The organism is Glutamicibacter sp. AOP12-B1-11 (assembly GCF_052379245.1).
Classification (GTDB): domain Bacteria; phylum Actinomycetota; class Actinomycetes; order Actinomycetales; family Micrococcaceae; genus Glutamicibacter.
Genome location: NZ_JBQSYL010000016.1, coordinates 12997 through 29982, shown reverse-complemented (window position 1 = coordinate 29982; position 16986 = coordinate 12997). Strand labels below are relative to the sequence as shown.

The window sequence follows — 16986 nt, the reverse complement described above, 5'->3', positions numbered from 1 at the left end:
TGTCTTACTCTCCTTGGAACTCATAGCTGGATTTGGCTTTGAACGCGGCAACCGAGTTCTTGTGATCGCCGGTGGTCGAGGTGACCGCCGAGGCGAAGGACTCGAATTCCCAGGCCTGGGCCAGGGTCATGTTGTGCGAGGCCTGCACGACCTTGCGGGTAGCGAAATAGGCTGCGGTGGGACCGTCCGCCAAATTCTTGGCGAACGCCGCCACCTCTTCGGAGAAATTGCCGTTGCCGATCACCTTCGAAGCGATTCCCAGGTCTGCGGCCTGCTCGCCGCTGATCACTTCGCCGGTCATCGCGTAGTGCAGGGTTCTGCGGTTGCCGATCTGCTGGGACAGCAGGAATGGCACCGCGCTGTCGGGCGCGAGTCCGCGCTTGATGAATCCGAACTGGAATTTGGCGGTCTCCGAAGCGAGGATGATGTCGGTGGCCAGCGCCAGTCCGAACCCGGCACCCACCGCGTGGCCTTGGACCGCGGCGATGGTCGGCTTCTTCAGGTTGCGGATCAGCTCCACCAGTTCGCGCCCCAGCGAAATGCGTGCGGCGCCGTTGCTCGGGGTGTTCTTGCCCATGCGCTTCACGTCTCCGCCGGCGCAGAAGTTCTCCCCCGCCCCGGTGATCACGATGGCGCGCACGTCCTGGTCATCGTTGGCTTCAAGCAGCGCCTGACGCAGGTCCTCGCGCAGATCCGGGCTCAGCGCATTGCGCGCTTCGGCGCGGTCGAGGACCACCGTGCGGACCCCTTGCTCGGTGCTGACGGATACCAGACTGGTTCGCACAGCACTCACAGCTTGGTATCTCCTGCCAATAGCCGCTTGGCCACCGTGCGGCGCTGGATCTCGCTGGTTCCATCCGGAATGCGCAAGGTGCGGGCGAAGCGGTAGGCGCCTTCCAGGCCCAGTTCGTTGGTCAGCCCCAGGCCGCCATGGATCTGCATAACCTCATCCACGACGCGGCTGAGCATCTCGGTGCAGGAGAACTTGATGATGGAGGTTTCCTTGATCGCCGGGAACCCGGCGTCCAGCAAGGCGGCGGTGCGCTGCACGGCCGATTTGCACAGGTAGATGTCGCGGGCGATCTCGGCCAGCTTGGACTGGATCATCTGGTGCTGGCCGATGGTCTTGCCGAAGGTCTTGCGGGTCTTGGAGTATTCCAGGGCCTGGTCCAGCGCCCATTGGGCGACACCGATGCAGGTGGCGGACATGGTCACGCGTCCGCGGCTGATGCCGCCCATGGCCAGGTTCAGCCCCTTGCCTTCCTCGCCGATGATCTGCTCCGGGGTGACCTTCAAATCGGTGAAGGAAAGGATCGTGGCGTTCGAACCGCGCTTGCCCATGATCGGGATGCCGGCATCCACCGAGAACCCGGCGGAATCGGTGTCCACGAAGAAGCAGGTGATCCCGCCGCTGCGGCTGGCCACCGCCTCCGGGTCGGTGACCGCGAAGACGAAGGCGTGCTTGGCGTGGGCCGCATTGGAGATCCATTGCTTCTGGCCGTTGATCACCCAGCCGCCATCCACCGCGATAGCGCGGGTCTTCAGGTTGTAGACGTCGGATCCGGCATCCGGCTCGGACAACGCGAAGCACAGGGTCGAGGTTCCGGCACGGATCGCGTCGATGCGCGGTGCCAGGACATCTTCCTGCAGCTGCAGGAGCAGCGGGCTCAGGCCGTTGGTGAACGGGGAGGGGATCACCGATTCGTGGATCAGCGAACGCTCCGGTCCGTAGCGGTGGTGCAGGGCCTCCTGGATTTCCACGATGGCCGCGGCCGGAAGCTCCGCGCCGCCGAGGGACTCGGCGCTGTAGAGCGTGTAGAAGCCCGCTTCGGCGGACAGCTCGCGCACCTGCTGGTTGATCTGCTTGTACTTCTCGGTCATCAAGCCGCGCGAGTCGAAGATGTTGACTTCGTCCTTGAGGAATTCCGCGTGCTCCTGCTCGATGGGCACAACGGCCTTTTCGATGAACTCGATGAGCGCATCGATAATTTCTTTGTACTCGCTCGGACCCACGCGCGGGTCTGCAGTCATGGTCGTCATGGTGTTGTCCTTAGGCCCGTGCGGTTTCAACGGTTGAATCGCGGGAGGTCAGCTGGGGGCGGACCTCAGTGGCGAACTTGGTCATCGAGCGCAGGACCTGCTCCTGCGGCTGGCTTCCGGCGTCGAACCAGCCGACGAGGCCGCCGATGCCGGTGACCTTCTTGTAGTCTTCCAGCTGCTGCGCAACGTCATCCGAGGAGCCAAGCAGGATGGCGCCCTTCTCGACGTAGTCATCGAAGCTGAGCTCGGTCAGGCCCAGGCCGACCTTGGCGCGGTTGCTGAGGATGCTCAGGTACCACATCAGGCCTTCTTCGTATTCCTTGGCGGCGGTGGCGCGGTCCTCGGATACGTGGATGGCCTTGAGCTGCGAGGAGCGGGCGATATTCGCGTCGATGGCGTCGTAGCTGTATCCGGCGGCGCGGGCCTCTTCGCGGTAGACATTGACCAGATGGGCCATGTGCTCCCAGGTAGGCATCTGCCCCAGCACGAAGGCAAAGCCTTCGCGGGCGGCGTAGCGCAGCGACTCCTCGGTCTGCGAGACCATGATGTACACCGGTGGATGCGGTTCCTGGATCGGACGCGGCATCAACTGGATCTCTTCGGTCTGGTTGCCTCGGCCAGGGACCTGGAAATGCTTGCCCTGGTAGTTGATCTTTCCGTCTTTCCAGCCCTGCATGATGATTTCGAAGGACTCCTGGTAACGCTCATCGCGTTCTTCCGGGTCGATGTCGTAGGCCTGGAATTCCAGCAGGTCATAGGCCTTGCCGATGCCGAAGTTCAGGCGGCCGTCGCTGATGACGTCCAGCAGCGAGAAGTCCTCTGCGGTCTTCAGCGGGTGGTTCATCGGCAAACGGGTCACACCCGAGCCCAAGCGGATATTCTTCGTTGTGCCTGCCACGGTTGCGAGCATCATCTGCGCGGAAGAGATGATTCCGTAGCGGCGGGCGTTGTGCTCGGCTACCCAAGCTTCCTCGAAGCCCAGCTTGTCGGCGAGGTTGATCTGTTCGATGCCCTTGTGGACTGCTTCGCGTTCGGTGCTCCACTCGGGAACATTTGTCAGGCAGAAAATACCGAAGTGCAGATTGTCCTGGCTCATCGTGGCCTCCATAACCGGTGCCCATCAACTGTGACGGGGATCATTTGTTTTGCGGAATATGTTCATTGAATCACAATACATACACGTTCGTCTAGAATTTAGTTCAAGATGTCCGCAAACAGCTCGCCCCGCGTCATGACAGCAGGAAAGGTTCAGGAAAAAGTCCAAGTCAAACTGTCTTTATAGAAAAATTAGTCCCGGGAACGAACGCGTAACATCTTCGGAGTTCCAGCGGACTCGAACCAGACTCATAGCTCGAACGGCAACATCGAACCATCGAAGACGGCAGGCCGCCACGCCGGTCCCGCAAATATCAACTACCACCAAATTAGGAGCCATCATGGCAAAGCAACACAGGCAATCAACCCCGGGGCGACTCGCCGGAAAAGTCATCCTGATCTCCGGGGCAGCCAGCGGAATGGGCGCCGAGCACGCCCGGTCCATCTGCCACGAAGGAGGCCGCGTCGTGATCGGAGACATCGCCCATGAAGCCGGCCGCGCCTTGGCCGAGGAGCTGAACGACGCCCACGGCGAAACGGTCGCTCGCTATGCCGAACTGGATGTCACCGTCTTCGACGACTGGCTGCGAGCCGTCGAAGGTGCCAGAGTCCACTTCGGCGCATTGCACGGACTGGTCAATAATGCCGGAATTGGCTCCAGGGGCTCGGTGGAGGAGGCGACCCTCGAAGATTGGAAGCGGACCATCGACATCAACCTCACGGGCAACTTCTACGGGATGAAAGCCGCCGTGCCCGCACTGAAGGAGCATGCCACGAGTTCGATTGTGAACGTTTCCTCGATTGCCGGACTGACCGGCTTCAAGAATCGGGCATCGTATTCCGCTTCCAAATGGGGCGTGCAGGGGCTGACGAAAACTTCCGCGCTGGATCTAGGCGACATGGGCATCCGGGTGAACTCGATTCACCCGGGGTCGGTGAATACGCCCATGACAGCTGGCCTCAAACGAGGCTTCGGGCAAATTCCAGTTGGCCGCGCAGCCGAGACCAACGAGGTGAGCCCGCTGGTTATCTACCTGCTCAGCGATGAGTCGCGCTTTGTCAGCGGTGCCAGCATTTCCATTGACGGCGGGGAAACCGCTGGAAATAACCTGCGGCCCTTCAACTAGGACCACCGGGGAAATTGATTTGCGTCACATTTCCAAAAGGGGTGACACGGATCCCGGTCGCATGTATCGTGGTTCAAATCACAATGTCGAACATACATGTCTATATTCACACCACGCGAAGCATGGGCATGCACTAGTCCTGAAGGATTGCTATGCCTGCACAACGCGCGGTGGTAGTCACCGGTGGGCTAAGTGGCCTAGGTGCCGCCTCAGCCAAGCTCTTCGCCGAAAACGGATGGGCGGTACATGTCTTTGACATCAAGCCCAACGCCGAAAATCCGGCTACGGGCATCACCTACCACAAGGTCAATGTCGGCGATGACGCCGAAGTCCGCAGCGCCTTCGACACGGTGGCAGCGGACGGGGTCGAGCTCCGTTGCATCGTTCACTGCGCAGGCATCACCGCTTTCGGACCGCGGAACCCGGGATACCTAGTTGACACTGGATCCAGGACTCCTTTGGATAATTTTGAAACGATCGAGAATGTGCTCCGCACCAACTTGCTGGGTACATTTTCGGTCGTTCGCCACGGAGCGGGACTGATGTCCCGGAACGCAGACCCGCACGAGAACGGTGCGATCGTACTCACCTCGTCGGGTGCCGCGCTCGATGGCAAAGCAGGGCAATCGGCTTATTCGGCATCAAAAGCAGGGATCGCAGGGATGACACTTCCGCTGGCCCGCGAGCTGTCCGAGCTCTCCATTCGAGTGGCGACAATTGCTCCTGGACTTTTCGACACGCCGATTCTGGCGGATACCCCGAAGTTGGAACGACACGTTCCGTTCCCTCCGCGCGTGGGGTTCCCGCACGAATTTGCGCAATTGGCCATGCAGATCTACCAGAACAAGTACCTCAACGCGGAAGTGATTCGCCTGGATGGCGGCATTCGCGGCGGCTTCGCGTCCACGACGCCTTTTGTCCGCTGATTCCATGACCCACCACCACACGCTGCTGACTGCTCTCACCGTAGAGACAACAAGAAGTGGAGCATCCCATGCTTAAACTCACCAAAATCCTCGAACGGATCATCTCAGGCCTTGCCGGTCTCGCCCTGCTGACCATGATGCTCCTGAGCCTGGCCAACGCGCTTGGCCGCACCTGGTTCCAAACACCGATCTACGGGGCGAACGAGGTTGCGGCCAACTGGCTCCTCCCCGCCCTGGTGCTGCTGGCCATCCCCGGCGCACAAGTGTGGAAGGAACATATCAACGTAGCACTGATCGTCGAGAACTTGAGCAACCGCAGCTTGGCCTGGATTCGGCTTTTCGGCTGCCTGGCCGGCGCAGTGATGTCCGCCCTTCTGGCCTGGTATGGCTTAGCGGAGGCCCTGGCAAAGACCGCAGTCCAGGCGACCGGCGGCATCACCTCGATCCCAATATGGCCAGCGTACTATTTTGTCCCGCTGGGCTTCACGCTTACAGCTTTCGTTCTGGCAATCGATGCTTGGCTCGGGTTCAAGAGGCCAGAGCATGACCTCAACACCGGCACCGGCAAACCGACCGCTGACGTAGCAGCTTGATTCTAGGTAGGTACCCACAATGATTGAGACACCCTTGATTGCCCCCTCCAAAACCGAATCGAGCCCGCAAGGAACACCAGCCGGAACCAAATTGAAGGGGACACCTCTTCGATTCTGGATTCTCGTAGCGGTCAACATTGCGTGCGCCATCGGGCTGTTCACCAGCAGCTCCGCCTCGGCAGCGGGGCTGTGGACCATCGCCCTCATGGTAGCGCTGATGCTGGCCGGCATCGCAGTCGGCTTCGCGTTATCCATTGCCAGCGTCCTGGGCCTGATTTACGTAAGCGGTGCAGATGCCGCAATCAGTGTTCTGTCGACCGCCCCCTATACCGCTTCCAGCGGCTGGTCGATGTCCGTCCTTCCGATGTTCATCTGGATGGGATTGCTGCTAACCCAAGCAGGATTGACCCAGCGCCTTTACCAGGCAACCCACCAATGGTTCGGATGGCTTCCAGGAGGACTTGCCATCGGAACTACGGCTGCGGGCGCAGGCTTGGCTTCGGTGAGCGGCTCGTCAATTGGCATGACCTACGCCCTGGGCCGCGCCGGCATCCCGGAAATGCTCAAGGTCGGCTATGACCGCCGTGTGGCAGTCGGAGCCGTGCTCACCGGCGGATTGAGCGGGCAGCTCATCCCACCGAGCATCATGATGGTGGTATATGCCGGAATCGTATCCGTACCAGTCGGTCCGCAGCTCCTGGCCGGAGTGGTTCCCGGTATCGGCCTAGCCGTCATGTTCGCACTCATCTACTTCACCATGGCCCTGATCTTCCCGCAGATGTTCGGGCGCGGAAATCAGCAGAAAGCAGCAGCTGCGTTCAGTGTCACGTGGAGCGACCGATTGAAGTCACTGGGCGGGCTTTGGGGACTGCCACTGATCATGCTCGTGCTTTTCGGCGGCTTGTTCACCGGCTACTTCACTCCCACCGAAGCCGGTGCGGCCGCGGCCTTCGCCTCGCTGCTGATCACCCTGTTCTACACCCGCAAGAATAAGCCCCTGCGCCAGATTTCCGCATCGCTGACCGGTGCCGCCAAAGCGACGGCATCGATCTTCCTGCTGCTGATCGGCGCCGAAATGCTTACCCGGGTGCTGGCCGTGACCGGCATCGCCGGAGACATCACCGACTTCATCGCGGAACTGGGGCTGTCACGCTTCTGGTTCCTAATGGCCTTGGTCGTGCTCTACATCTTCATGGGCATGTTCTTCGACACCATGTCAATGATGCTGCTGACCATCCCCCTGCTGTTGCCGGTTTTGGAATCCTACGATATCGGCCTGATGTGGTTCGGCGTCTTCATCATCATTCTGGGCGAGGTCGGCATGATCACGCCCCCGGTGGGAGTCTTGGCCTACATTTGCTACAACCTCCTTAAGCGCCGAGAAGTCAACCAGGGAGTCAAGGTCTCTCTCACCGATGTATTCACCTCGATCCTCTGGTTCCTGCCATTTGCCCTCGGCTTTATCATCATCATGATTTTCTGGCCTGAACTAACGACCTGGCTGCCCTCGATTTCATCGGCATCCTAAAATTCGCCATGCTGTAGATTAGAAATAAATTCAACAATTAGACCTTGCATTCTCCAGAAATGATATTTAGGAGAATGCGAGGTCTAATTGCATTGGAAAACATTTATTTAGGCCAAGATTCACCGCAGCTCCCGATCATCAGCCTCTTCAACCTCAGGTCAAACGCAAAAACCATCGCGTAATTTTCTGATAAAGTGATGCAATTCACAGCTATTTATGGTTAGCTTTAAATGGCAGTCACATGCACTGGCGTTCACTATGGCATTGAATATAGCGAACCGCAATAGTGCCTTTTGCAAAAAAATCATGATCGCACGGAATTCGTGACGCGAGTCGATCCAACGTCCATTCCATTTCCGAACGAACTGTCCTTCCAGGCACTTCCCTCTGCGCCTTATCCGCGCCGAGATCCTCCGGCTCTATGCGCATGCCCAATCAAATATGCGCCCACCGAACTGACCCAGGAAATGAACACAATGGCCGACTCGCAAACCATTCAATGCCCACGCGCAAATTTCGAAGCTGCCCACGGTTTCTGGAATGCAGATTTAGAGAATCTGCTGAAACTCGACCCAAATTATTTCGAATCCTACGACCGGCTGCTCCAGGTAGCTGGCTCTCGGGGGTCGCTGACGCCAATCCAACGTGAGTTGATCTGCATATCGGTCAATGCACAAGTCACCTACCTGAACTCCACGGCAACTGAGCACCATATCCGCCAAGCAACCCATGCCGGCGCCTCTACGGCAGAAATCGCAGAAACAATCCAGCTAGCTGCCTCATTGGGAACTCATTCGATGCTTGTCGGCATGCCCATTGCCCACGGGGTTTTCGAAGAGCTTGGCGTAGCCGTAGAAGTGAGTGAAGTTCCGGCTGATGAGCACCGCCGAGAACTGAAGGCCAAATTCATCCGCAACCGAAAGTACTGGTCCGAAAGCTGGGACACCGTCTTGGCCTACTCGCCAGAATACTTTGAGGCATATCTGGAGCTCTCAAGCATCCCCTGGGAGCAAGGACCCCTGGATGAGTTCATGAAGGAACTGATCTATATCGCAATAGACGTTGCCACCACTCACCTTTTTGTCCCCGGCATCCGCACCCATGTCAAGAAGGCCATTGAATACGGCGCCACCCCAGACCAGATCGTAGACGTGATGACGCTTGCCAGCAATATCGGCATTCATACAACTCTCGTGGGGGCCTCCACACTCGCTGAGGAAATGGGGAGATAGCAAAAATCACTACTCGAAGCACTGGAAAATTTCTCCGATACAACTTCCAAAGGACCACCTTATGAAACGCAAGAACCTGATGGCTTTCGCATCAGCCGCAGCAATCGCATCTTTGGCGCTCACCGGCTGCACCATGGGCGGCAACAGCTCAGCCGATTCCGGCTCCTCCGGTACCGGAACTGGGGTTGACTATGGTTCCAGCAAAGCGGACTTCCAAGCGGCCCTAGCCGACATGGACGAAGTAACACTCAAGTTCCAGGTGTCTTCACCATCTGCGAACTCGATTTCCGGGCAACGCGACCAAGCTTTCGCCGATGCCATTGGAGATTGGTCCGGCGGAAAGATCAAGGTCGAGGTCATCTACGCCAACGCGGTCGTGGCACCCGATGGCATCTCCGATGCGTTGGCTGATGGGCGGTTGGACCTTGCGCATTGGCTTACTTCCTACCACAAGGATGAAATGCCGGCTTTCATGGCTCTGCAAGATGCCTTAGTAGCGGCACCTTCCAGCCCACTGCAAGGAGAGATCGTCACGCATTTCGCAGCACAAGAGGTTGCGTTCGATACTCCCGAAATCATGGCAGAGTTCGAAGAACAAGGCATGACGGTCCTGAATCCGCTCAATACCTTCGGCTCCACGGCCATGGCCTGCACCGACGAGAAAAACGCCTTGAGCGACTTTTCTGGAACCCAGATTCGGGTCAATGCGGCCGCACAGGTCATACAGTCCGAAGCCATGGGAGCTTCCACTGTTTCCTTGCAGCTAGCCGAGACCTATGAAGGACTCCAGAGAAATGTCATCCAATGCACCTACGGATCGATGACCACGATGGTGAGCAACGGCTGGATCGAACAGGCCAGCAACGTATACCTGCCAACGGACAGCACCTTTGGCATCGGCTCCGGCAGCATCGTCGCCGGTTCCAGCTGGTCAAAACTGCCATTGGCAGCACAGCAGCTGATCTTCGACCAGATGAGCGTCTACAACGTCGGAGAGCTTGGACAATCTTATGCCGCCCAAGCAGAAGGCATCGAGGTGGCAAGTAAAGCCGGATCGGGAATGCACTTCCTGGCTCCAGAAATCAGCGCGGCCCTTGCGGCCGGCAATGAAAAGATCCTTGAAGGGGTGCAGGAATCCTCGCAGCTCGACGGTCCAAAACTGGTGGACAGCGTGCGCACCACCTCGGCAAAATGGACCGACATTGCAAATGAGCTCGGGTACAAGGACGAGGGCGAAATTCTCGACTTCGCTGATTGGTACGAGGGCAACGGCGAAGTCATGGACCATGAATACCTGGAACCAGTGGTGGATCGCTTCTTCGAAGAGGTGCTGCTCGAACATCGTCCAGCCTAAACCTGTCTAGGCTCGGAAATTCCCTAAAGCACAAGCACCATCTGGGCCGTGTTGGGGGTTGGCCACTCGTCGTGCATCGCAGCGATTGCAATAGCCCTCGTCTTGCAGGATCTGGACCCCTGCATACCACTGGGCCCGGTGCCGCCGAGTCCCTGATCGCTCATATTCTCTTGGACAACAAAAAACCCGGCGGCCGGCTCACAAGGTTTCGTGAGTCGGCCGCCGGGTTCCGCGGATCTGTCAGCTGCGGCGGATCAGTTTCAAGTTCGCGAACTCATCGATGCCGTAGGTGCCCAGTTCACGCCCGATGCCAGAGCGCTTGACGCCGCCGAAGGGCAGTTCCGGGGCGCTCTTGGACACTGCATTGATGTAGACCATCCCGGTGTCCAAATCCTCGGCGATGCGTTCGGCCCGGTCCTCGTCGGCCGTGAAGATCGCACTGGAGAGCCCGTACTGCGAGTCGTTGGCAAGATCCACGGCTTCCTTTATGGAACCCACCCGGAAAACCATTGCCACCGGGCCGAAGAGCTCTTGGTAGTACACCCGGTTTTCGACGGTGACGCCATCCAGCACGGTCGGCGGATAGTAGGCCCCCGGGCGGTCAAGACGGCTTCCGCCTGTCAGTATCCGGGCGCCATCGGCGACCGCCTGCTTGACCTGGCCGTCGAGTTCCACCAGTGCAGCTTCCGAGGACAGCGGACCCATGGTCGTCGCCTCATCGAGCGGATCGCCGACCACGACGGATTCCATGCCCTGGACAAAGAGTTCGATGAACTCTTCATAGACGCTGTCCTCGATGATGAAACGCTTGGCGCCGGTGCACTGCTGCCCCGAGTTATTGCAGCGCCCGATGACTGCCGCCGCTGCGGCTTTCTTGATATCCGCATCGGCGAACACGATAAATGGATCTGATCCGCCGAGTTCCAGCACTGCCGGCTTGATGTGCTTGCCTGCCAATGCACCGATTCGCTCGCCGGCTCCGTCGGAGCCGGTCAGCGAGACGCCCTTGATCCGCGGATCCGCGACCAAGTGCTCAATCTGGGCATGGCTTGCGAAGATATTCGAATACACGCCTTCAGGCACTCCGGCGGCGCTCATTAGCTCGTCGATATTCTGCGCCGATTGCGCGCAGATCGAGGCGTGCTTGAGCAGGATGGTGTTGCCCAGCAGCAAGTTCGGCGCAACGAATCGGGCCACCTGGTAGTGCGGGAAGTTCCAAGGCATGATGCCCAGCAGCACCCCAATGGGATCCTTGCGGACCTTGGCCCTTCCGGAAGCGTAAGCGGGAATGTCCTTGGGCTCCAGCATGGCCGGCCCCTGCTCGGCATAGTACTCGTAGATCGAGGCAACCAACGCGAGCTCCCCGAGGGCGGCCTTGATCGGCTTGCCCATTTCCAGTGCTACGTCCTTCGCCAGCGCGTCAGCACGTTCGCGGTATTCCCGTGCGATGCTGCGAAGCAGTTCAGAACGTGCCTGGACCGGTTCCTTTTTCCAAAGTCGTTGCGCGGCATTCGCTCGCGTCAAGGATTGCTCGAGCAGTTCGTCGGTGAGCTGCGCGAACTCGGCGAATACTTCACCGGTGGATGGATTGACTGCTGAAATATTGGCCACGTTGTGGTCCCTTCAATAGTTGGTCTGGATTTCGGCGCATCAGCGGACAGCCGACGCGGCCTTGGCCCGGCTGTTGCGGGTGAAAGCAGACAAGCCAGTGATGTCTCGTCCGACAATCAGTGCCTGCATTGAATCGGTGCCCTCGTAGGTGGAGACAACTTCCATATCAGTCAGGTGGCGTGCCACGTGGTTCTCCAGCAGCAGGCCATTTCCTGCCAGCATGTCCCGTGCCTCGCGGCACATCGCCAAGGCCTTGCGGGAAGTGGTCATCTTGATCATCGAAGCCATGGAGGCTGTCAGCTTGTCGCGTTCCTGAAGTTCGGCCATGCGGGTGCACATCAGCTGCATGCTGGTCAGGTCAGAGAGCATCGTGGCGAGTTTTTCCTGGACCAGCTGGTATCCACCGATGGGACCGCCGAATTGCTCGCGTTCCAGGGAATACCGGGCAGCGATCTCGAAGGCCGCCATGCCGTGCCCCACTGCCTCCCAAGAGGCACCGCCGCGGGTGGCCTTGAGCACCCGGTTGACCCCTGCAAACGATTCGCAATTCGCCAAACGGTTTTCGCTGGGAATCCTCATGTTCTCTATGGTGATGTCCGCTTGCAGGATGGCGCGCTTGCCGATCTTGCCTGCGATGGGAGTTGGATTGTAGCCCTGCGGGTACTGTCCTTGCCCATCGCGTTCCACGATGAAGGCCTTGACCTGTCCATCTGCCACGTCCCGCGCATAGAGCACAATGACGTCTGCTTCATGGCCATTGCCAATCCAGCGCTTATGGCCATTGATGACCCAGGTATCCCCTTCCAAGCGTGCAGAGGTCTCCAAGGAGACCGAGTCGGAACCGTGAGTCGGCTCGGTCAGCGCAAAGGCGCCGGTCTTCTGAAGACTGGCCATCGCCGGGAGCCAGCGGTTGCGCTGCTCCTCATTGCCGAGCATGTAAATGGATCCCATGCCCAAGTTGGAGTGCACACCGAGGAAGGTATTGACCGAACCGTCAATGCGTCCCATTTCCCGTGCCACGATTCCCGCAGCCTGCCGGGAAAACCCAGGGCAACCATAGCCTTGGATGAACGTGCCGATGATCCCCAATCCGGCCAGCCCCGGGACGACTTCGCGCGGGAACTCAGCGCGTTCCCAGTAGCCGTTGATGATCGGCTCGATCTGGTTCACGCCGAAGGCACGCACGCGATCGCGCAATTCACGATCCGCATCCGTCAGGTCCAGGTCCAGCAGCAGGTAATCCGGGTGGTCTATTACAGAAGTCATTTCGTTCTTTCGATTCTTTGGTTCTTGGGCTGCGTCTAGACCGCGAGCTTGTCGTCAGCGGTGCGCTGGGGATTGCTGCTGATCCATTCCAGAACGGCTTCCCTATCCCCATCCAAGGCGGGAGGAGCTTTGTCATAGCGGATTTCGCTGCGGCTGAACGTGGCCGGGTGCTTGATGGTCGGCACGGTATCCGTGCCCTTGCCTGCTTGCACGATCGGGTCCAGACCGAGGCGCTGCGCGAATTGCAAGCCCTCGGCGACGTTCAGGATCGGCGAGCAGGCGATGCCCTTCTTCTGGAGCTCTTCGAACCACTCATCGGCGGTGCGCGCGGCCAGGGCCTGCTCCAGGATCACGCGCAGCTCTTCGCGGTTGGCGTTGCGGTCCGCCATCGTGGCGAAGCGCGGATCGATGCCGACCTCGGTGATGCCCAGAGCTTCGGTCAATCGCTGGAATTGCACGTCATTGCCGCAGCAGATCACGATCTCGCGGTCAGCTGCATGCAAGGGTCCGTAGGGGAACAAGCTCGGATGGTCATTGCCCATGCGTGTCGGGATGTTCCCGGCGCCGGCGTAGCCCATGGTCTGGTTAACCAGTCCGGAAACGGCTGAGGACAGCAGGTTGACGCCGACATGCTGCCCGCGCCCGGTGAGATTGCGCTCTTGCAGGGCACCGAGGATGGCGACAGTTGCGTGCAAGCCCGTCATCACATCGAAGACGGCCACTCCCGCGCGTTGCGGTGGACCGTCGGCATCACCGGTGAGCGTCATCATTCCCGAAACCGCTTGGGCCAGCAGGTCGTATCCGGGCATGGAGCTCCCGCCCTCGGTTCCGAATCCGGTGATCGATGCGTGGATCAGGTGCGGCCAGCGTTCAGCCACGGCTTCCTGGTCCAGTCCGAACTTGGCCAGTCCTCCGGGTTTGAAGTTCTCCACGAACACATCCGCCCGTTCGATAATGCTGTAGGCGGTTTCCAGGTCCTGGGCGTTGGACATGTCCAGCACGATGGAGCTCTTGTTGCGGTTGATGGACAGGTAGTAGGTGCTCACGCCGTCGCGGTGCGGAGGAACCCAATTGCGCGTGTCATCACCTGCCGGCCCTTCCACTTTGATGACCGTAGCTCCCATGTCCGCCAGAAGCATCGTGCAGTATGGTCCGGCTAGTACGCGGGAGAAGTCTGCAATGACGATTCCCGATAGCGGGCCGGTGGTTGCGGAACCCGTTGAATTCCTCATATGCGCTCCTGGTCTGTTCAACATGCTCGTAATGAATCGCGTGCCTCGTTTACGCGATAGGTCTCAACATTCATCGAACCATTAGTATTCTTAATAGTCCAAGACCTAATATTGATTGAATTGATAATAAATTCACATCAAAAAAGAAGTGGAGCACCACAGTGGACGTGCATCACGCGGAAGCGTTTCTGGCGGTAGCCAAGGAGCTCCATTTTGGACGGGCCGCCGCGAATCTTCGCATGGCGCAGCCCGCCCTCAGCCGGCTCATCAAGCAACTTGAGCACACGGTGGGTGCACAACTCTTCGAGCGCAGCACCAGACATGTTTCCCTGACTCCGGCAGGCCAGGCCCTGCTTGAACCTGCCACCGAATTGATGAACATTTCACGGCGCGCACAGCAGGTGGTCCGTTCTGCGGTGACCGGTGAAACCGGTGAAGTACGCATCGGCTTCGCCGGCGCTTCAACGAATACAACCGTTGGAGCTCTGGCCCGCGAGTTGCGCAAGGTCCACCCCGGACTGCGCCAGCAATTCCACAGCTCGCAGTTCTCGCATGTCGGGTTGGAGCGCATTCTGGACAAGACCCTGGATCTGGCCATCGGACGCTGGGATTTCATCCCGCCCGACGTGGATTCCTACGTTATGGCGATCGAGCGGGTGCTCATTGCCTTGCCCATCTCGCATCCATTGTCCGGGCGCAGCGCCGTGCATATGGCCGATTTGGCCCAAGAGCAATGGATCACGCTGCCCGGTGGATTCAGCGCAGCCCTGCAGAACCGGCTGAATACCTTGTCCATGGCCGCCGGCTTCGCGCCCCGAGTGACCCAGATAGCACCCGATACCCTGACCCAGCTCGTCTTGGTCAGCACAGAGATGGGGTGCGCCCTGACGGTGGATTCGGTGCGCGCCAACATCACCATTCCCGGCGTGGTCTACGTTCCGCTCAAGGATGCAAATGTCGAGCTTGAAGCGCGGCTCATCTGGCGCAGGGAAGACACCAATGCCGCATTGAAAAACGTCATCAAACTCGCCAAGGAAGTCTTCCCGGACCCGCGGGGCAGCTAATTGCTGTAGCTGTACCATCCCTTGCCGGTTTTGCGGCCAAAAGATCCTTCTTCGTAGAGCTTCTTGACCGACTGTGCAGGCAGGCTCTCGGGGTCTGCAGTCTGCTCATATTCGGCCATCCGGATCAGGTAGACCACGTCTATGCCCACGAGGTCCATGAGTTCGAAGGGCCCCATAGGGTGGCGCAATGCGGTCTTGGCGACCAGGTCGATATCCTCGGCACTGGCAACACCATCCTCATAGAGTTCCAGAGCTTCGCGGCGGATCGCATTGAGCAGACGGTTGGCGATGAATCCAGGAACTTCTTTATTCAACTTCACGACGCGTTTGCCGAAGGATTCGGCCAGTCGGGCAGCAATATCAACGGTCTCTTCTGAGGTTTGGGCATGCGGGATGATTTCCACGCATTCCATGACCAGAGCGGGATTGAAAAAGTGCATATTGCACACCCGGTCTGGGCGGGACGTGGCATCAGCGACGCGTGAGGAGACAATATTCGAGGAATTCGTGGCCAAGATGGCGTGAGGTGGGGCGATCCGATCCAAATTGGCGAAGAGCTCGCGCTTGATCTTCAAGTCCTCAATTGCCGCTTCGATGACGAAGTCAGACGCAGCCACCGCTGCTTCCAGGTCCGTGGTGAAGCTCAGACGCTCCTTGGCCGCGTCGACGTCAGCCGAAGCGCGGCGGCCTTTTTGGACATCACGGTCCACGCGGGACCAGAGTTGCTCCTTGGCTTGGTCCAGTTGTTCTTGCTTGATGTCCACCAGTGAAGCGCTGACCCCTGACAAGGCGGCCACCATGGCGATCTGCGAACCCATCGTTCCGGCACCGATAACGGTGATCCTGTCGACGGGACGGTTTTCCTGAGACATAAAGTCTCCTTCCAAAATCGGTTTCCTAGGCGTTATGAATGGCTGCATCGGACTGGCGCACACCCCGGAAGTCGGGGCGGCGCTTTTCCAGGAAGGCGCGGGTGCCTTCCTGCTTTTCCTCCGAGCTGTAAGCGAGCGCTTGGGCCAGTTGCTCCAGCAGCATGCCCGTCTCGTGGTCTACGTCGAATCCGCGGCTGACCACCAGCTTGGCCAGCTTGATGGCCAGGGGCCCCTTGGCAGCGATCTTGCGCGCGAGCTTCTGCGCCGAAGCCGCAAGTTCATCCGCTTCGACCAGCTCGGTGATGAGTCCGGCCTGCAGTGCTTGGAAGGCATCGAGGCGCCGGCCGGTGAGGATCATGTCAGTGGCACGTCCAATGCCGACGATTCGAGCCAGCCGCTGCGTTCCGCCTGCGGAAGGAATGATTCCCAATCCGGTTTCGGGCAAGGCGAACAGGGCTTGAGTGGATCCGATGCGCACGTCGCAGCACAGGGCCAATTCATGGCCACCACCAAAAGCGAATCCGTTGACCGCCGCAACTGTAGGTTTCGGGAACTTGGCAATCCTGTCGTAGAGATTCTGCATCCGGCCGCCCAACGCGTCGATGGGGGTTCGCGCGGCAAGCTCGTTGATATCAGCTCCGGCGACAAAGGACTTGTCTCCGGCACCGGTGAAGACGATGACCTCTATCGCGGAATCCAGTTCAATCTCGTCGAGCAGGCTATGCATGCGTGCAATGACATGTTGATTCATCGCGTTCAGGGATTCCGGCCTGTTGATTGTCAGCCATGCGACTCCGTCCGTGTCGTTTCGGAGCACCAGTTCTTCGCCAACTGCATCAGACATCAGATAGATCCCTTCCTTGCGGCCTCATCCAAAGACCGATGACAACATCAAACTTATTTATACGCGACCAGTTCCATAGATAGATAGATCAGTGAACTATTCATGTGAATTCAGCATGAATCAAGTCAGTGTTTCGCATGACGATTCGACGGTTGGCACAACTCAGCAGTTGCACAATTTTCACGTGAACTGAGTACGGCGA

At 58.9% G+C, this 16986-nt stretch carries 15 protein-coding genes; 7 read left to right on the top strand and 8 right to left on the bottom strand.

The window, feature by feature from the left end; genetic code table 11:
- Positions 1-4: 4 nt before the first annotated feature.
- From ACT3UQ_RS11005 to ACT3UQ_RS10995, 3 genes are read right to left on the bottom strand one after another with little or no spacing between them, the layout of a single operon-like run.
- Positions 5-793 (bottom strand): enoyl-CoA hydratase/isomerase family protein, encoded by a 789-nt coding sequence (locus tag ACT3UQ_RS11005; RefSeq protein WP_181148348.1) that lies wholly within the window; start codon positions 791-793, stop codon positions 5-7.
- Positions 790-2040, bottom strand: a complete 1251-nt coding sequence (locus ACT3UQ_RS11000) for an acyl-CoA dehydrogenase family protein (protein WP_219843910.1) — start codon at positions 2038-2040, stop codon at positions 790-792. Before ACT3UQ_RS11000 ends, ACT3UQ_RS11005 begins: the two co-directional genes overlap by 4 nt.
- 10 nt (positions 2041-2050) lie before the next feature.
- The gene (locus tag ACT3UQ_RS10995) at positions 2051-3136 is read right to left on the bottom strand and encodes an LLM class flavin-dependent oxidoreductase (protein WP_181148346.1); all 1086 of its coding nucleotides are present in this window, start codon (positions 3134-3136) and stop codon (positions 2051-2053) included.
- A 340-nt stretch (positions 3137-3476) separates the two neighbouring features.
- On the opposite strand from ACT3UQ_RS10995, the gene ACT3UQ_RS10990 reads away from it, so the two are divergent.
- From ACT3UQ_RS10990 to ACT3UQ_RS10965, 6 genes are all read left to right on the top strand, one after another.
- Complete coding sequence (locus ACT3UQ_RS10990; RefSeq protein WP_105569461.1) at positions 3477-4262, top strand: SDR family oxidoreductase; 786 nt, start codon at positions 3477-3479, stop codon at positions 4260-4262.
- Between the two features lie 152 nt (positions 4263-4414).
- Positions 4415-5188, top strand: a complete 774-nt coding sequence (locus tag ACT3UQ_RS10985) for an SDR family NAD(P)-dependent oxidoreductase (RefSeq protein ID WP_105552634.1) — start codon at positions 4415-4417, stop codon at positions 5186-5188.
- Positions 5189-5256: 68 nt separating this feature from the next.
- Entirely contained in the window at positions 5257-5781 is a 525-nt protein-coding gene (locus ACT3UQ_RS10980; protein WP_105552633.1) for a TRAP transporter small permease, read from the top strand.
- A gap of 19 nt (positions 5782-5800) precedes the next feature.
- The gene (locus ACT3UQ_RS10975; protein ID WP_105552632.1) at positions 5801-7309 is read left to right on the top strand and encodes a TRAP transporter large permease; all 1509 of its coding nucleotides are present in this window, start codon (positions 5801-5803) and stop codon (positions 7307-7309) included.
- A gap of 476 nt (positions 7310-7785) precedes the next feature.
- Positions 7786-8541 (top strand): carboxymuconolactone decarboxylase family protein, encoded by a 756-nt coding sequence (locus ACT3UQ_RS10970; RefSeq protein ID WP_181148344.1) that lies wholly within the window; start codon positions 7786-7788, stop codon positions 8539-8541.
- A gap of 61 nt (positions 8542-8602) precedes the next feature.
- The gene (locus ACT3UQ_RS10965; protein WP_105552630.1) at positions 8603-9895 is read left to right on the top strand and encodes a hypothetical protein; all 1293 of its coding nucleotides are present in this window, start codon (positions 8603-8605) and stop codon (positions 9893-9895) included.
- A 240-nt stretch (positions 9896-10135) separates the two neighbouring features.
- On the opposite strand, the gene ACT3UQ_RS10960 is transcribed toward ACT3UQ_RS10965, so the two are convergent.
- Genes ACT3UQ_RS10960 through ACT3UQ_RS10950 form a run of 3 tightly spaced genes read right to left on the bottom strand, consistent with a single transcriptional unit; the run spans position 10136 to position 14004 of the window.
- Entirely contained in the window at positions 10136-11506 is a 1371-nt protein-coding gene (locus tag ACT3UQ_RS10960; RefSeq protein ID WP_105552629.1) for an NAD-dependent succinate-semialdehyde dehydrogenase, read from the bottom strand.
- Between the two features lie 39 nt (positions 11507-11545).
- Positions 11546-12772: an acyl-CoA dehydrogenase family protein gene (locus ACT3UQ_RS10955; protein ID WP_105552628.1), complete on the bottom strand. Its 1227-nt coding sequence runs from the start codon at positions 12770-12772 to the stop codon at positions 11546-11548.
- Between the two features lie 35 nt (positions 12773-12807).
- A complete protein-coding gene (locus ACT3UQ_RS10950) occupies positions 12808-14004 on the bottom strand; it encodes a CaiB/BaiF CoA transferase family protein (protein WP_105569460.1) in 1197 nt (398 codons plus the stop codon).
- A 161-nt stretch (positions 14005-14165) separates the two neighbouring features.
- Between ACT3UQ_RS10950 and ACT3UQ_RS10945 the strand changes: the two genes are divergently transcribed.
- Positions 14166-15068 (top strand): LysR family transcriptional regulator, encoded by a 903-nt coding sequence (locus ACT3UQ_RS10945; RefSeq protein WP_105569459.1) that lies wholly within the window; start codon positions 14166-14168, stop codon positions 15066-15068.
- Here ACT3UQ_RS10945 and ACT3UQ_RS10940 read toward each other — a convergent pair.
- Both ACT3UQ_RS10940 and ACT3UQ_RS10935 read right to left on the bottom strand, forming a co-directional pair.
- Entirely contained in the window at positions 15065-15940 is an 876-nt protein-coding gene (locus ACT3UQ_RS10940; protein ID WP_444637100.1) for a 3-hydroxyacyl-CoA dehydrogenase family protein, read from the bottom strand. The genes ACT3UQ_RS10945 and ACT3UQ_RS10940 overlap by 4 nt on opposite strands.
- Before the next feature lie 25 nt (positions 15941-15965).
- Positions 15966-16784, bottom strand: a complete 819-nt coding sequence (locus ACT3UQ_RS10935; protein ID WP_105569457.1) for an enoyl-CoA hydratase/isomerase family protein — start codon at positions 16782-16784, stop codon at positions 15966-15968.
- Positions 16785-16986 lie beyond the last annotated feature (202 nt).

Bases quoted from the DNA above. Each gene is read 5' to 3' on its own strand.
- ACT3UQ_RS11000 (WP_219843910.1), bottom strand. From the start codon at position 2,040: ATGACGACCATGACTGCAGACCCGCGCGTGGGTCCGAGCGAGTACAAA.
- ACT3UQ_RS10995 (WP_181148346.1), bottom strand. From the start codon at position 3,136: ATGAGCCAGGACAATCTGCACTTCGGTATTTTCTGCCTGACAAATGTT.
- ACT3UQ_RS10990 (WP_105569461.1), top strand. From the start codon at position 3,477: ATGGCAAAGCAACACAGGCAATCAACCCCGGGGCGACTCGCCGGAAAA.
- ACT3UQ_RS10985 (WP_105552634.1), top strand. From the start codon at position 4,415: ATGCCTGCACAACGCGCGGTGGTAGTCACCGGTGGGCTAAGTGGCCTA.
- ACT3UQ_RS10980 (WP_105552633.1), top strand. From the start codon at position 5,257: ATGCTTAAACTCACCAAAATCCTCGAACGGATCATCTCAGGCCTTGCC.
- ACT3UQ_RS10975 (WP_105552632.1), top strand. From the start codon at position 5,801: ATGATTGAGACACCCTTGATTGCCCCCTCCAAAACCGAATCGAGCCCG.
- ACT3UQ_RS10970 (WP_181148344.1), top strand. From the start codon at position 7,786: ATGGCCGACTCGCAAACCATTCAATGCCCACGCGCAAATTTCGAAGCT.
- ACT3UQ_RS10965 (WP_105552630.1), top strand. From the start codon at position 8,603: ATGAAACGCAAGAACCTGATGGCTTTCGCATCAGCCGCAGCAATCGCA.
- ACT3UQ_RS10955 (WP_105552628.1), bottom strand. From the start codon at position 12,772: ATGACTTCTGTAATAGACCACCCGGATTACCTGCTGCTGGACCTGGAC.
- ACT3UQ_RS10950 (WP_105569460.1), bottom strand. From the start codon at position 14,004: ATGAGGAATTCAACGGGTTCCGCAACCACCGGCCCGCTATCGGGAATC.
- ACT3UQ_RS10940 (WP_444637100.1), bottom strand. From the start codon at position 15,940: ATGTCTCAGGAAAACCGTCCCGTCGACAGGATCACCGTTATCGGTGCC.
- ACT3UQ_RS10935 (WP_105569457.1), bottom strand. From the start codon at position 16,784: ATGTCTGATGCAGTTGGCGAAGAACTGGTGCTCCGAAACGACACGGAC.